The following is a 14,966-nucleotide window of genomic DNA, read 5'->3' on the forward strand; positions in this document are numbered from 1 at the left end:
CCACCTCCTCGTGTCCCGAGCCCGCGGGCCCTGGGGCTGGCAGGGCATCAGGCTACCCACTAATCTGACGGGTAGTCAGCTATCTGGCCGAACCGCACAGCTACGGGAGGCAGTGGTGATGCGCGGTGACCTGGAATTCGGCAGCATCCCCAGGCTGGTTGCCGAGTCCGCCCGACGGTACGGCGATCGGGAGGCCGTGGTCGACGGGCGGACCCGGATCTCCTACGCGGAGCTGGCCGAACGCGTCGAGCGGGCGGCGGCGGCCTGCATCGCACACGGCGTCGAGCCGGGCGACCGGGTGGCAGTCTGGGCGCCGAACACGGCGGAGTGGATCATCGCGGCGCTCGGAGCGGTCAGCGCGGGCGGTGTCCTGGTGCCGTTGAACACCCGCTTCAAGGGCGTCGAGGCCGCGTACGTGCTCGGTCGCTCCCGTGCCCGACTGCTGTTCGTCACCGGCACGTTCCTCGGCACCTCCTACGTGGCGTCGCTGCGGCGCGCGGCGGGCAGCGGCCAGGTGCGGGGCGCGGACGGGCCGTTGCCGGGACTGCCCGAACTGCGCGACGTGGTGGTGCTGGCGGAGGACGCCCCGCCCGACTTCCGCACCTGGAAGGAGTTCCTGGCGGCCGGCGACACCGTACCGCCCGAGCGAGTACGCGCCCGGGCCGCCGCCGTACGCCCCGACGCCCCCTCGGACATCATGTTCACCTCTGGCACCACCGGCCACCCCAAGGGCGCCGTCATGACCCATGCGCAGACCCTGCGCGTCTACGGAGTGTGGAGCGAACTGGCGGGCCTGGCCGGCGAGGACCGCTGCCTGATCGTCAACCCCTTCTTCCACACCTTCGGTTACAAGGCGGGCATCATCGCCTGCCTGCTGCGCGGCGCGACCATGGTTCCGCAGTCCGTCTTCAACGTGGACACCGCCCTCGCCAACATCTCCACCGAACGCATCAGCGTGCTGCCCGGCCCGCCCACCCTCCACCAGGCGGTCCTGGACCATCCGGCACGCGGCCAACACGACCTGTCCGCACTCCGGTTGGTGGTGACCGGCGCCGCTGTCGTCCCGCTGGAACTGGTGGAGCGGCTGCGCCACGAGCTGGGCGTAACCGATGTGCTGACCGCCTACGGACTGACGGAGGCCTCGGGCACCGTCACCATGTGCCGCCGCGGCGACCCACCGGAGGTCATCGCCTCGACGTCCGGCCGCGCCATTCCCGACACCGAGGTCGCCATCGCCGACAACGGCGAGGTACTGGTGCGCGGCTACCACGTCATGTCCGGCTACTTCGAGGACCCCGGGGAGACGGCGAAGACGATCGACGAGGAGGGCTGGCTGCACACCGGCGACATCGGAGAGCTCGACACCGACGGCAACCTGCGGATCACCGACCGCATCAAGGACATGTTCATCGTGGGAGGTTTCAACGCCTACCCGGCGGAGATAGAGCGTGTTGTCTCCCGCCACCCTGATGTGGTGGACGTGGCCGTGGTCGGCGTTCCGGACCCACGGCTCGGCGAGGTCGGCAAGGCGTACGTGGTACGGCGCCCGGACTCGACGGTCACCGGTGAGGACGTGATCGCCTGGGCGCGGCGGGAGATGGCCAACTACAAGGTGCCGCGGCAGGTCGAGTTCCTGCCGCAACTGCCGCGCAACGCCAGCGGAAAGATACTCAAGGGCGCCCTGCGCGCCCGCCCCACAACATAACGGAGCGGCGGCGGACCCCCCGGTGCCGCCGCCGCTCCTGCTTTGTGGGGGAGCGTTACACATTGCTCCAGTTGTCCGGCTGGGCGCTGCTCGCGCTCAGGCTGACAGCGCTGTGCCCACTGGTCGCGGCGGTCGCGGGGGCCACGACTGCGACCAACGCGGCTGCGACACCCGCTGCCACGATGGCAGCCTTCCGTATCAGACTCATGTCTGCTCCAGTCTCGGAGTGATGGATGGAATGGGAGTCGCAAACAACAAGGTTGGCCGCGACGCCCCCTCCACGCCGCGGCCGCCTTGCGCGCTGCTCTAGCGCCCCCCGTGCCCCCTGGCCGGTGCCCCCTAACGCAGGGTGTTGCTCCAGTTGTCAGGGTTGTTGATGATCGGCCGTTCTTCCTGGGCCTGCTCCTCAACGCCCTCGCTGAGCGGCTGAAGCTCGATACCAGCCGTCGACTCCGGGAACTCCCCCGAGTTGGCTCCCGTGTCGATCCCCACTCCGGGCTTCTTGCCCTTGCCCGTGCTCGGAACGTTGGTAGTCATGCTGTTTCTCCCCGTTTGATGTCTCGTTGCGGTTCTTGGCGCCCGCCTGGTGACGACCCCCGTGCGCCACCAGGCGGGCATCTTTCGACGCGATGAAATCCTGGCAGCGCCCGATAAGCAACCGATAAACGGCTCCGAAAATGCCCCTGACCTGGCGCTATACGGCCACGCTCGGAGATGAGCGCTCGCCGAGCAGGTGGAGGATCTCGTCGCTGCCCTCCGTGCCCAAGGACTTGTGGATGTTCAACGCGTCATGCCAGCAGGCCCGCGCCCGATCGACCTGCCCGATTCCGTGGAGCGAGCGCCCGAGAACGGTCAGCACATCGGCGGTCCTCCAGTGACCGGTGGCCTTGCTCACCAGCCCCAGCGCCTGCTCGGCGTGTGAGGCGGCCTGGCGGTGATGGCCCGCGGCGAGGTGGACCTCGGCCATGCGGTACAGGGTCACGCCCTCCCACAGTTGCTGGCGTGCCTCGCGGAACATCGGCAGCGCCTCGTTGAGGCTCCCCAACGCCAGATCCAGCTGTCCGCTCGAGGTCTGGGCGATCCCGAGTGTGTAAAGCGCGACAGCGTGGCGGTACCCCTTGTGCAGTTCCCGATAGACCGCCACGGCTTCCTCGGCGGAGGTGACCGCCGAGGCGCTGTCGGCGAGTTCGACGTACGCTCGTGAGAGGTTCGACAAAGTAGCGGCGGTGGCATGCGGGTTGTCGTCGTCTCGGAAAGCGGTGAGCGCCTGCTGGTAGTACTCCTTGGCGTCCTCGTAACGCTTGCGGTCCTTGGCGATCAGTCCGCGCAAGTTCGGCGCGTAGCTGCACGTCAGGGGGTCCTCCGCGGCCAGTCCGAGCAACTGCGCGCGCTGAGCCTCACGGTCCGCTTCCTCGAAGTGGCTGCTCGACCAGGAGCGAATCCGCCCCAGCAGCAGGTGTGCCCGGCCGGCTACCAGGGTTTCGCCGCAGTCGTCCGCGGTCTCGACCATGGCGCGCACGGCCTGCTCGTACTGGCGCAGATGAACGCCCGACTCCATGAGGTCCTGGGCTGCGAACAGCAAGTCGATCGCCTGACGCAGCGGGCCGGGGCACCCTGTCGCGGCAGCCTGCTGGACGGCGGCGAGCAGATTGGCCGCTTCGGCGAACAGCCAGTCGAGGGCCTCGGACCGTTCGGTGAACGCCAGCCCGTTGCGCTCCGTGGACGCCAAGTGGGCCAACACCCGGTCCCCCGGGTTCTCCAACTCGTACACGCCCGCTGCCGACGCCAGATAGAAATCGAGCACGCGAGACAGGGCGCCCTGGCGGTCAGCCGGGGTCTCGTCGCGTTCGGCGCAGTCGCGGGCGTAGAGGCGCAGCAGGTCGTGGTAGCGGTAGCGGGCGGGGGCCGCGGACTCCAGCAGGCTTATGTCGACCAGCGCCTCCAGCAGCGACTCGGTCTCGTAAGGGTCCATGTCGAGCACCGCGGCGGCCGCGTTCAAGGAGATGTCGGGGCCGTCCGGCAGGGCCAGCAGGCGGAAGGCGCGGGCCTGCTCGGGGCCCAACTGGCCGTATCCCATCTCGAAGGTGGCCTTGACCGCCAGGTCCCCCGCCTTCAACTCGTCCAGCCGGCGCCGCTCGTCGCTGAGCTTGCGGGCCAGCACCGAGACCGTCCAGGTGCGCCGGGTGGCCAGCCGGGACGCCGCGATGCGGATCGCCAGCGGCAGGAAGCCGCAGGCCGCCACGACGTCGAGAGCGGCCTGGCGCTCGGCCATCACCCGTTCGGTACCGACGATCTTGGTGAAGAGCTGAAGCGCCTCCTCCGGGCTCATGACATCCAGGTCCACCAGATGGGCACCCTCCAGATCCACCATGCGGACCCGGCTGGTGATCAGTGCGGCGCTGCCCGGGGTGCCCGGCAGCAGCGGCCGTACCTGCGCGGCGTCGTGCGCGTTGTCCAGCAGGGCCAGCACGCGACGGCCGTCGAGCACCGACCGGTACAGCGCAGCGCGGTCCTCAAGTCCGTCCGGAATGGCTGAATCCGGCGTGCCCAGCGCCCGCAGGAAGGACGCCAGCACCGTCTCCGGTTCGGCTGGCCGCGCCCCCTGCCCCTGGAGGTCCACGTACAACTGCCCGTCGGGGAAGGCGGTTCGGGCCGCATGGGCCACATGCACCGCCAGCGTGGTCTTTCCGACACCGCCGATGCCCGCCACCGCGGACAGGGCCATGACACCCTGCTCAGCGGTGGCCAACTCCTCGGCCAGCTCCGAGACGAACGCGGCGCGGCCGGTGAAGTCGACCACGGTCGCGGGGAGTTGTGCTGGCCGAACCGTGGCGATCGTCGCCGCGGAGTCCCCGGGTGACGACGGAGCGGCCAGTTCCGGATCGGCCTCCAGGATGCGCTGATGGAGTTCGGTGAGTTCCGCGCACGGATCGACACCCAGCTCGTCGGCGAGCAGCCGCCGGGTGTCGGCGAAGACGCCCAGCGCCTCCGCCTGCCGACCGCTGCGGTACAGCGCGAGCATCAGCAGCGCCCGCAACCGCTCCCGCAGCGGGTGTTCGGCCGACAAGGCGGTCAGCTCGGAAACCGCCTCACTGTGCCCGCCGAGTTCCAGATCGAGTTCGAGGCGGGCGTCCAGCAGGGACAGCCGCCACTCGATCAGCCGGGTGCGCTGCATCTCCGCGTACGGCCCGGGAAGCCCTGCCAGTGGCTCGCCGTCCCACAAGTCGAGGGCCGTGCAAAGCAGTTCCCGGGCCCGCGCCGCATCACCCGAGGCCCGCGCCTTCTCGGCCTCGGCCGCGTGCTGCTCGGCGACCGCGATGTCCACACTGCCCGGTGCGGTACGCACCGCGTAGCCGCCCGACACCGATGTCAGCACGCCCGCACCGAGGGCCTTGCGCAGCCGGAACGCGTAGGTGCGCAGCGCCGCCAGCGCGCTCTCCGGCGGCTCCTGGCCCCACAGCGCGTCGATCAGCTCATCGGCCGTAGCGGTGCGGCCACCGCGCAGCAGGAGTGCGGCCAGCAGGGCACGCTGCTGGGGCGAGCCCGCAGGTAGCAGGTTCTCGCCATGCCAGGCCCGCACCGGGCCGAGGAGCGCGAAGCGCAGCCCCGGCTCCGTTCCGCCATCCATCACAGACTCCCATTCCGCCGGTGGCGAGAACGCGTCGAGCACGTACCGAGCGGACGTATATCGATCGTTCATCGCGAGCCGGGACCATCTCCTCGTGTGATGAGTACAGCCGCGTGACCGCCAGTTTGCCCTGTCCTACCGGGCGCGGTCACCTCCTCACGAGCGGTTGTACGCCAATCAGTCCGAATTGAGCGGAATTTGAGATTCCGTGTGTGAGGCCTGTGGGGGAGAGGAGTGACGGAGCTGTCATGTGCTCACGGTGTACGCCACCGAAGCCGTCCGCATCGGTGTTTGGAGACGGTCTCGGTGGGCCCACCACGGAGCGGACGCGCGCGAGGATGAGCACGGTGGTGACACCCGGCCGGATGCTGCGCAAGCGGGCCGCGGAACTGCCCTGCGCGGTACCGTACGGCGCCCTGCCCGGCGCACCCTTCGCCGCGACCGCCGCGTGCAGTTACGCCGAACTCGACCGCCGGGCGCGCGCCGTGGCCGCCCGGCTCGGCGGCGCGCTCCCGCCGGGCAGTCGGGTACTCCTCGCCTACCGCCAGGGCCCGGACTTCGCCGGCGCCTTCTACGGCTGCCTGTACGCGGGCATGGTCGCGGTGCCCTATCTGCTGCCTGACCACGGACCGGGCGACGGGACGCCGGACGGCATGGACGACGGCATCGACGACGGGGTCGCCGATGCCGTCGACCGGGTCGCCCCCGCCGCCGTACTGACCGCCGCCGACGGCTGGTCGGCGCTACCGGTCAACCGCGAACGCGTTCCGGTTCTGGAGGCCGACGGGCACATGGTCGGCGGCTGCCCGGTCGCCGAACTCGCCGACCGCTGGCGCCCGGTGGGCGTACTGCGCGGCACCGACGCCTACCGGCGCTACATACCCGGGCCGCCCGGCGACCCGTTGGGCGGCCGAATGGAGCCGCCGTTCAGCCACGGCGACCTGCTCAACGTCCTCCATGAGCTACAGGACGCCTGCCGACTCGGCGTCAAGGACGACGAGTTGAGCTGGATCGCCTCGGTGCACGGCATGGACGACGCCGTATGGCGGCTGCTGCTCCCCGTCCACCAGGGGCGCGCGGTCTGGGAGACGGGCCGGCCCCGCGGACCGCGAGGCAGGGGGTAGGGGCGGCGGACCGGTGCGATCGGCGAAGGCGGCGAACGTGTTCGGCCCACGGTGCTGACTCCGCAACAGAGCTGACGAAGCGTCAGATCGGCGCTACCGTGGCTCCATGGAGAGCTTCCCGGAGATCATCTCGGTGGATGACCACACGGTCGAGCCCGCAGGCGTCTGGCGGGACCGGCTCCCGTCCCGGTACCACGACATCGGCCCGCGCATCGTCCGGGCACCGCTGAAGGAAATGACCTTCGTCGGCGGGAAGTTCGCGCCCAAGATGGGCGCGCTCGGCGATGACGGGCCGATCGCCGACTGGTGGGTCTACGAGGACCTGCGCCGCCCACTGACCCGGCTCGACACCGCCGTCGGCTACAGCCGTGATGACGTCAGGCTCGAAGGCATCACCTACGAGCAGATGCGTCCCGGCTCCTACAGCGTTCCCGAGCGGCTGGCGGACATGGACATCAACCATGTGCGCTCCGCGCTCTGCTTCCCGACCTTCCCGCGCTTCTGCGGCCAGACGTTCACCGAGGCCAAGGATCGCGAACTCGGGCTGCTGTGCCTACGGGCGTACAACGACTGGATGGTGGAGGAGTGGTGCGGGCCGCAGGCGCACGGTCGCCTCATCCCGCTCACCCTCATCCCGCTGTGGGACGCCGAACTCGCCGCCCGCGAGGTGCGGCGCAACGCCGAACGCGGTGTGCGCGCGGTCTGCTTCAGCGAGATACCGCCGCACCTCGGGCTGCCTTCGGTCCACAGCGACGCCTGGGACCCGTTCCTGGGCGCCTGCGACGAGACCGGCACGGTCATCGCCATGCACATCGGCTCCTCCTCGAAGATGCCCTCCACCTCCGCGGACGCTCCGCCCGCCGTCGGTTCCACGATCACGTTCGCCAACTGCTGCTACTCGATGGTGGACTGGCTGATGTCGGGCAAGTTCGAACGCTTCCCCAACCTCAAAGTCATGTACGCCGAGGGGCAGATCGGCTGGATGCCGTACGTCCTGGAGCGCGCGGACGTGGTGTGGGAGGAGAACCGGGGCTGGGGCGGGGTCGCCGACAGGGTGCTGCGCCCACCGTCCGAGCTGTTCGCCGAACACGTCTACGGCTGCTTCTTCGACGACGCGTTCGGTCTGCGGAACCTCGACGCCATAGGCGCCGGCAACGTCCTGTACGAGACGGACTACCCGCACTCGGACTCGACCTGGCCGAGGTCCAAGGAAGTCGGCGAGTCACAGATGGGTCACCTCCCGCAGGATGTGGTCGAACGGATCGTGCGCGGTAACGCGATCGAACTGCTGGGCCTGACCAGCGACGGCCTCTGGGCGGGCGCGGGCTCGTAAGACGACCGGTGAACCGTTGGGCGGACGGTCCCCCGCACCGCCCGCCCACGGGGCCCTCCCGCTCCCCCTCCCTCCCCTGATGTCCCCTACCCGGCCCGCCTCCGGCGCGGGCCGGTCACCGCGGGGCTTGCGGCCCCGTGGTCACAAGGATGGCGGGGGGCGGGAGCGCGGGGCAGTGTCATCCGTCCTGAGTGCGTTATGACATACGTCATGGGGTGCGCCCCGCGCGAAGACGGACTTGTCTGACGATATGTCAGGTACGACGATGTGGGCACTCGCGACGAGGAGGCCCACATGGTGCGGATCCTGCCGGAAGGTCGTTTGGTCTACGGGATGCAGTTGCCGGTCCAGGCGCTGAGTGCCGTCTTCGCGGAGGGATGGGAGACGGAGGCCGAGCGCGGGGATCTGCTGGCGATCGCCTGCGCGGCGGACCGGCTCGGTTTCTTCTACGTCGCCTGTTGCGACCATGTGGCGATTCCGGCCCGGCTCGCGGACGCGATGAGCACCACCTGGTACGACCCGGTGGCCACCTTGTCCTATGTGGCGGCGGCGACCACCAGGGTGCGGCTGCTCAGTCATGTCGCCGTGGCCGGGCTGCGGCACCCCCTGATGCTCGCCAAGCAGTACGCCACGCTTGACCACCTCTCCGGTGGGCGGCTGATCCTCGGCGTGGGCGCCGGACATGTCCGGGAGGAGTTCGACGCGGTGGGAGTGGACTTCGACCGCCGCGGTCCGGTGCTCGACGAGACGATTGACGCGCTCAAGGCCGCGCTCGGACCCGAGGAGTTCCCGGAGTACGGCGGTCGGCACTTCGCCTTCCGGGGACTGGGGCAGCGGCCCAGGCCCGTCCAGGTTCCCCGGCCACCGATCTGGGTCGGTGGATCGTCGCCCGCGGCGATACGGCGGTCGGCGCTGCGCGGTGACGGCTGGCTGCCGCAGGGGGATCCTCGGGACCAGCTGCCGTCGCGGATAGCGGAACTGGCTCGGTTGCGGCGCGGCGCACCGTTGGACATCGGGGCGATCACCGAGCCGGTGTACGTAGGGGAGCCGTCGTGGCGGGTGGGTCGCCGCACGCTCTGCGGCAAGGGTGAGGCCGTCGCGGAGTCGCTGCGCGAGTATGCCCGCATGGGGGTCGGGCAGATACAGGTCCGCTTCCGCAGCCGTAGTGCGGCCGAGCTCCTCGACCAGATGGAGGCGTTCGCCGCTGACGTCGCGCCGCACCTCAACTGATGGCGGGGGGAACCCGGGCGGTGCCCCGGGTATTGACGGCTTCGGCGGGCACTGCGAGAGTCGAGTAAACCTGACGGTACGTCAGAAACGAAGTGGACGCCCGAGGAGCGATCTTGGAATTCGGGATCTTCGTACAGGGATATGTGCCCGCGAGCCGGGCGAAGGCCGACCCCGAGGCCGAGCACCACGCGTTGCTGGAGGAGACCGAGTACGTCATCCAGGCCGACAGGTCGGGTTTCAAGTACGCCTGGGCGAGCGAGCACCACTTCCTGGAGGAGTACTCCCACCTTTCGGCCAATGACGTCTTCCTCGGCTATCTGGCCCATGCCACCGAACGCATCCACCTCGGCTCCGGAATCTTCAATCCGCTGCCGCAGGTCAACCATCCCGCGAAGGTCGCCGAGCGGGTCGCCATGCTCGACCATCTCTCCGGTGGCCGCTTCGAGTTCGGCACCGGACGCGGCGCGGGCAGCCATGAGATCCTCGGCTTCCTCCCCGGGATCACCGACATGAACCACACCAAGGAGATCTGGGAGGAGACCATCGCCGAGTTCCCCAAGATGTGGCTGCAGGACACATACGAGGGGTTCAAGGGAAAGCACTGGTCGCTCCCCCCGCGCAAGATCCTGCCCAAGCCGTACGGGGTATCGCACCCCGCGATGTGGTACGCGGCGGGGTCGCCGTCCTCGTACGCCATGGCCGCCGGGAAGGGCCTCGGCGTACTGGGGTTCAGCGTGCAGAAGGTCTCCGACATGGAGTGGGTGGTCGACTCGTACAAGACCGCGGTACGCGACGCCGAGCCGGTCGGCGACTACGTCAACGACAACGTGATGGTGACGTCCACCGCGATATGCGCCGAATCCTCGAAGAAGGCGCGGGAGATCGCGGTCTCCAGCAATCTCAACTACCTGCAGTCGCTGCTGTTCCGCTACCACGACACCTTCCCCCGGCCTGAGGGGATTCCGCGGTGGCCGGAACTCCTGCCGGACTACACCCCGGAGATCATCGACCTGTTGATAGCCGAGGAGTTGATGATCTGCGGCGACCCGGACGAGGTCCTTTCACAATGCAGACGGTGGGAGGCGGCGGGTGCCGACCAGTTGGTGTTCGGGCTGCCGGTGGGCGTGCCGTACCAGGACACGCTGACGACGATCAAACTCATCGGAGAGCACGTCATCCCGAAGATGGACACGGACCCGGTGCACCGGACCACCCGATTCCGGGAGGCGGCGCGGGGCTAGCCGGGCCGCGCGGACAGCCCGCCCGAACGGCGTGCGAGGCCCCTACTGAGGCCCCGGCGCCCGCTGTGCGGCGACGGCTTCCCGGGCCGTCGCTTCCCGACCCGGTCCGGGGCCCTGCGACGGCGGCCCGTCGCACGGCCCCGGCCGGGCCGATCCGGGCCGCGGCTCCCTCGCCACCACTTTCCGCAGAGGGGAATCGACCATGCTTGACCACCTGATAAAGGGCGCCACCGTGGTGGACGGCACGGGAGCGCCCTCATATCTCGCAGACGTCGGAATACAGGACGGAAGAATCGTCTCGATCACCGCTCCCGGTAGCACCGCGGAAGGCGCGCGCAGCGCTCAGGACGCGGACGGGCTGGTGCTCACGCCCGGATTCGTCGATCCGCACACGCACTATGACGCCCAGTTGTTCTGGGACCCTTTCGCGACCCCGTCCATGCACCACGGTGTGACCACCGTCGTGGGCGGCAACTGCGGATTCACCCTGGCGCCTCTCAGGCCGCGGGACGCCGACTACACACGGCGCATGATGTGCAAGGTCGAGGGCATGTCGCTCAAGGCCCTTGAGACCGGGGTGGATTGGAGTTGGGCCTCGTTCGCCGAGTACCTTGGCGCGCTCGACGGGCGGACCGCGGTCAACGCGGGTTTCATGGTGGGCCATTGCGCGCTGCGCCGGCACGTCATGGGCGAGGACGCCATCGGTGGGCAGCCCAACGCACGGCAGTTGGAGCGAATGCTGTGGCTTTTCCATGAATCGATGGACGCGGGCGCGTGGGGTCTTTCGACCACGCAGTCGTCCACCCACTCCGACGGGGACGGCAAACCGGTGGCGTCCCGCTATGCGCGCCGCGAGGAGTTGCTGGCGCTGTGCGGCGCGGTCGGGGAACACGAGGGTACACAGATCGAGGCGATTGTCGCCGGATGCCTGGATCAGTTCTCCGATGACGAGATCGAGTTGCTGGCCGCCATGAGCGCGACGGCCGGGCGGCCGCTGAACTGGAACGTACTGACGATCGATGCGGCCGTTCCCGAACGTGTTCCGCGGCAACTGCTCGCATCGGCCATGGCCCGTAAGGCGGGTGGCCGGGTCGTCGCACTGACGATGCCGATCCTCACGCCGATGAACATGTCGCTCGGCACCTTCTGCGCGCTCAATCTGATTCCCGGATGGGGAGAGATCCTCGGCCTCCCGGTGGACGAGCGGATCGGCAGACTCAGGGATCCCGCCGTGCGGGCGGAGATGCTGCGCCGTGCGGAGAGCCCGGAAGCCGGCGTCTTCCGGCGACTGGCGGACTTCGGTCGCTACGTCATCGGCGATACGTACTGCGAGCAGAACGCTGGACTGACCGGTCGACGGGTCTGCGACATCGCCGCCGAGCGAGGACAGGAACCCTTCGAGGCGCTGGTGGGGATATGCGCCAACGACCGGCTGCGTACGGTGCTTTGGCCCATGCCCACGGACAACGATCCGGCGAGCTGGGAGCTGCGACGGCAGACCTGGGAGCACGAGGACGTCTTGCTGGGTGGCTCGGACGCGGGCGCGCATCTCGACCGGATGTGCGGTGCGCCGTATACGACACGGTTCATCGGGGACTGCCTGCGCGGGCGCAGGCTGGTGGGGCTGGAGAAGGCGGTGCGTATGCTCACCGGCGATCCGGCCAGGTTGTACGGGCTACGTGGGCGCGGCCGGATCGCCGAGGGGTACTTCGCCGACCTGGTGGTCTTCGACCCTGAGCGGATCGACGCCGGAGCCGCGACCCTGGTACACGACCTGCCGGGCGACAGCCCGCGGTTGCACTCCGCGGCGCAGGGCGTGGTGAGTGTGCGGGTGAACGGTGTCGAGACCATAAGGGACGGAGTGGTGACGGGCGCCGTCCCGGGGACGGTGCTGCGCTCGGGGCGCGACACCGAGACGGTCTCGACGGGCTAGGGCTTCGCGGTGGATCCGCGTCGTTGCCCGAGGGCAGCACCTCGGGCAACGACGCCTCGGGTCTACTTGCCGTGCCGTTCCCTCAGTTGCTCCTGGTAGAGGCTGGCGGGCAGCACATGGCTGCCGGAGGACTGGAACTCGCCGGGGCGGTGGCCGCCGGCGGGCGGTGCCTGGGTGCCGGTGCAGCCGATGGCCCAGTTGTGGGCGGTCGGCGGGTCCTCCACCTGGTACCTGCCCACCGAGCAGTTCCATGCCACGTCGTTGGCGCCCGCCCATCCCTGGCCGCTGCCCATCCACTGGCGGTCGTGCAGCGCGAGCGTGCCGGAGGCGTCCATGGTGATCTCGTCGTAGAGGGTGCCGGTCGCCCACCGCTGGTGCGGGCCCGCGTCCAGCAGTCGCTTGCCGGTGTTGCTGGCCGTGCAGTTGGTGATCACATTGGGGCCGGGGATGCGCGCCTGTGTTGCCCAGGCATGCTGGTTGCTGCCGGTCACCGTGCAGTTCTCGATCAGGGTCTGTTGTCCGCTGACCGTGTAGGCGACCGGTTGGGCGTGGACGTCCTGCGGTACGGAGGCGTCCAGCGACCGGGTGTCCAGCATGGTGTCGTGCAGCGCGCCGGTGCCGAAGGAGAAGGCCGAGCCGAACCTGTTCGCGGTGACGTCGCGCACCCAGGAGTTCTCCGCGGCGTCCACGCTGACCAGCGCCGAGTTGAAGTACCCGCCGCCGTGCCAGGACGGGTCGGACTCGAACGCCTTGCCGTTGCCTGAGAGGTTCTCGACGCCCGCCTCGCTGATGCGGCCGGCGAAGGTGTACGTCCACACGCTCGCGTGCGTGTACTGCTTCTCCAGCGCCTGGGGGAGCGGCACGTCGAGGGTGATGGTGTCGCCGCGCACACCCGCGACCGTGCGCTCGAACTCATGGCCGCTGCTGGGCTTCCACGGGGTGCTGGGGGTGCCGTCGGGGCGTGGCGGGATGTGGTCCATGCCGATGGCGTGGATCCAGTCCTGTTCTATGGGGCGTTGGACGACTATCCGGTCCCCGGCACTGAAGTGCGTGGCGGCGTCGGCCACATGGAGGGTGCTGGCCCCGACCGGCACATAGGTGTCGGTTACCGGGTGGGTGTCCCCGCTGCGGGTGATCTGCCCCGAGCCGCCGACCGCGACGAGGGTGTGCGGCTTACCGGTGCCGGTGAGCACGGTGCCGTCGCCCGACCCGGAGCCGCGCAGGACGACACCGGAACGGTCCACCTTGATGGTGCCGCCGATCCGGTAGGTGCCCGGCCTGAGCAGGACAGCGCCGCCTGACGGGGTGCCGCCGACGCGTTCGACGGCGGCTTGGATGCGGGCGGTGTCGTCCCCGGAGGCGGCCGGGGCGAGGGTGACGGCGACCGGCCGGTCGGGGATGGGCTGGTCGCTCTCGTGGTAGCCGACGCGGGAGAAGTCGGGGACGCGGTCGCCCTGTGCGTCGGTTCGGTAGGAGAGCCTGCCGCCGCTGAAGGCGACCCAGTCGGCGCTGGCCCGGGCGCTGGCCGCGGGAGTGGTGCGGGGGGAGGCGCCGGCCTGCCAGTACGTGGTGGTCAGCCCGCCCGTCACCGCGAGCGCGGCGGCGGCGCCGAGCACCGCGTACCGCCTGCGGCGCGGATGGCTCCTGTGGGGTTCCGTCATGGAGCGGCAGCATGCCCGGGCCAACCTTGTTAGTAAAGCTTCCTTACAGTCTTTTACGGAACCTTCAACTCCCGTACCGACGGCGCGCCTTGGGGCGTCACCATGGTGGCGCGGAGGAGCCGCCGGATGGCAGCGCTGGGTGATCGATCGCCCCAGGTGCGGGATGACAGGAGTCATCTCGAGATTCGGTGTGATCGCGCACGGGAAGAGACAAGGCCGGGCAAAAGTTGCCCGCATTCGGAGGTGCTCGCAGTGCGTATCTCGACCATGATCTTTCTGACCGACGAGACCCTCGGCCCCGTCCAGCTCGCGCGGGAACTGGAGCAGCGCGGATTCGCCGGGCTCTACCTCCCCGAGCACACCCACATCCCGGTCTCCCGCAAGAGCCCCTACCCGTTCGGCGGGGAGCTGCCCCGCGAGTACGGGCGCACCCTCGACCCGTTCGCCGCACTGGGCGCGGCCGCCGCCGTCACCGAGCGCCTGATCCTCGGCACCGGAATCACCCTGGTGGCCCAGCACGACCCCATTGTGCTCGCCAAGCAGGTGGCCACGCTCGACCACCTGTCAGGCGGCCGGTTCACCCTGGGCGTGGGCCTGGGCTGGAACCAGGAGGAGGCCGCCGCGCACGGCGTGGACTGGCCCCGCCGCCGCACCGCCGTCCGGGACAGGTTGGCGGCCATGCGCGCCCTGTGGGCACCCGAACCGACCGGATACGACAGCGAGTTCATCCACATCGAGCCCAGCGAGGCGCACCCGAAGCCGAAGGGGTTGCGGGTCCTGCTCGGCGGCGCGGCCGGGCCGAAGCTGTTCGCGGACGTCGCCGGATACGCCGACGGCTGGCTGCCGGTGGGTCAGGACCCGGCTGAGCACCTGCCCGCGCTGCGCGCCGCCTGGACCGAGGCGGGACGGGAAGGTGAACCGCAGGTCGTCCCGTACGCGATCCGGCCGAACGCGGACAAGGTCGCGCGGCTGCGGGACCTGGGCGCCGAGGAGGCTGTCTTCATCCTGCCTCCGGCGGGCGCCGACGAGGTGCTGCGCACCCTCGACGACTACGCGCAATACCTGTAACGCGCCGTCCGGGCCGGGGCCTTGCGGCCCGGGATCTGACGAG

At 69.7% G+C, this 14,966-nt stretch carries 11 protein-coding genes; 7 read left to right on the forward strand and 4 right to left on the reverse strand.

Annotated elements, in window-relative coordinates:
- Positions 1-118: 118 nt before the first annotated feature.
- Positions 119-1,705: a FadD3 family acyl-CoA ligase gene (locus O5O46_RS13665; RefSeq protein WP_269855657.1), complete on the forward strand. Its 1,587-nt coding sequence runs from the start codon at positions 119-121 to the stop codon at positions 1,703-1,705.
- A 55-nt stretch (positions 1,706-1,760) separates the two neighbouring features.
- Here O5O46_RS13665 and O5O46_RS13670 read toward each other — a convergent pair whose 3' ends face one another.
- The 3 genes from O5O46_RS13670 to O5O46_RS13680 all read right to left on the reverse strand — a co-directional run bounded on the left by O5O46_RS13670 (position 1,761) and on the right by O5O46_RS13680 (position 5,333).
- Positions 1,761-1,913, reverse strand: a complete 153-nt coding sequence (locus tag O5O46_RS13670) for a hypothetical protein (RefSeq protein WP_269855658.1) — start codon at positions 1,911-1,913, stop codon at positions 1,761-1,763.
- Between the two features lie 131 nt (positions 1,914-2,044).
- Positions 2,045-2,242 (reverse strand): hypothetical protein, encoded by a 198-nt coding sequence (locus O5O46_RS13675; protein WP_269855659.1) that lies wholly within the window; start codon positions 2,240-2,242, stop codon positions 2,045-2,047.
- Positions 2,243-2,399: 157 nt separating this feature from the next.
- Complete coding sequence (locus tag O5O46_RS13680) at positions 2,400-5,333, reverse strand: AfsR/SARP family transcriptional regulator (RefSeq protein ID WP_269855660.1); 2,934 nt, start codon at positions 5,331-5,333, stop codon at positions 2,400-2,402.
- Between the two features lie 338 nt (positions 5,334-5,671).
- Between O5O46_RS13680 and O5O46_RS13685 the strand changes: the two genes are divergently transcribed.
- The 5 genes from O5O46_RS13685 (at position 5,672) to O5O46_RS13705 (ending at position 12,194) form a co-directional block, all read left to right on the forward strand.
- Positions 5,672-6,457 (forward strand): AMP-binding protein, encoded by a 786-nt coding sequence (locus O5O46_RS13685; protein ID WP_269855661.1) that lies wholly within the window; start codon positions 5,672-5,674, stop codon positions 6,455-6,457.
- Between the two features lie 106 nt (positions 6,458-6,563).
- Positions 6,564-7,790: an amidohydrolase family protein gene (locus O5O46_RS13690; RefSeq protein WP_269855662.1), complete on the forward strand. Its 1,227-nt coding sequence runs from the start codon at positions 6,564-6,566 to the stop codon at positions 7,788-7,790.
- A 294-nt stretch (positions 7,791-8,084) separates the two neighbouring features.
- A complete protein-coding gene (locus O5O46_RS13695; RefSeq protein WP_269855832.1) occupies positions 8,085-9,020 on the forward strand; it encodes a TIGR03619 family F420-dependent LLM class oxidoreductase in 936 nt (311 codons plus the stop codon).
- Positions 9,021-9,133: 113 nt separating this feature from the next.
- Positions 9,134-10,261 (forward strand): LLM class flavin-dependent oxidoreductase, encoded by a 1,128-nt coding sequence (locus O5O46_RS13700; protein WP_269855663.1) that lies wholly within the window; start codon positions 9,134-9,136, stop codon positions 10,259-10,261.
- Positions 10,262-10,463: 202 nt separating this feature from the next.
- A complete protein-coding gene (locus tag O5O46_RS13705; RefSeq protein ID WP_269855664.1) occupies positions 10,464-12,194 on the forward strand; it encodes an N-acyl-D-amino-acid deacylase family protein in 1,731 nt (576 codons plus the stop codon).
- A gap of 62 nt (positions 12,195-12,256) precedes the next feature.
- Here the strand turns inward: O5O46_RS13705 and O5O46_RS13710 are convergent, their stop codons facing one another.
- Entirely contained in the window at positions 12,257-13,855 is a 1,599-nt protein-coding gene (locus O5O46_RS13710; protein WP_269855665.1) for a glycosyl hydrolase family 28-related protein, read from the reverse strand.
- A gap of 252 nt (positions 13,856-14,107) precedes the next feature.
- On the opposite strand from O5O46_RS13710, the gene O5O46_RS13715 reads away from it, so the two are divergent.
- Positions 14,108-14,923, forward strand: a complete 816-nt coding sequence (locus O5O46_RS13715; RefSeq protein WP_269855666.1) for a TIGR03619 family F420-dependent LLM class oxidoreductase — start codon at positions 14,108-14,110, stop codon at positions 14,921-14,923.
- Positions 14,924-14,966: the final 43 nt, after the last annotated feature.

Origin of the sequence: Streptomyces sp. RPT161, from assembly GCF_027533845.1 — a bacterium.
Classification (GTDB): Bacteria; Actinomycetota; Actinomycetes; order Streptomycetales; family Streptomycetaceae; genus Streptantibioticus_A; species Streptantibioticus_A silvisoli_A.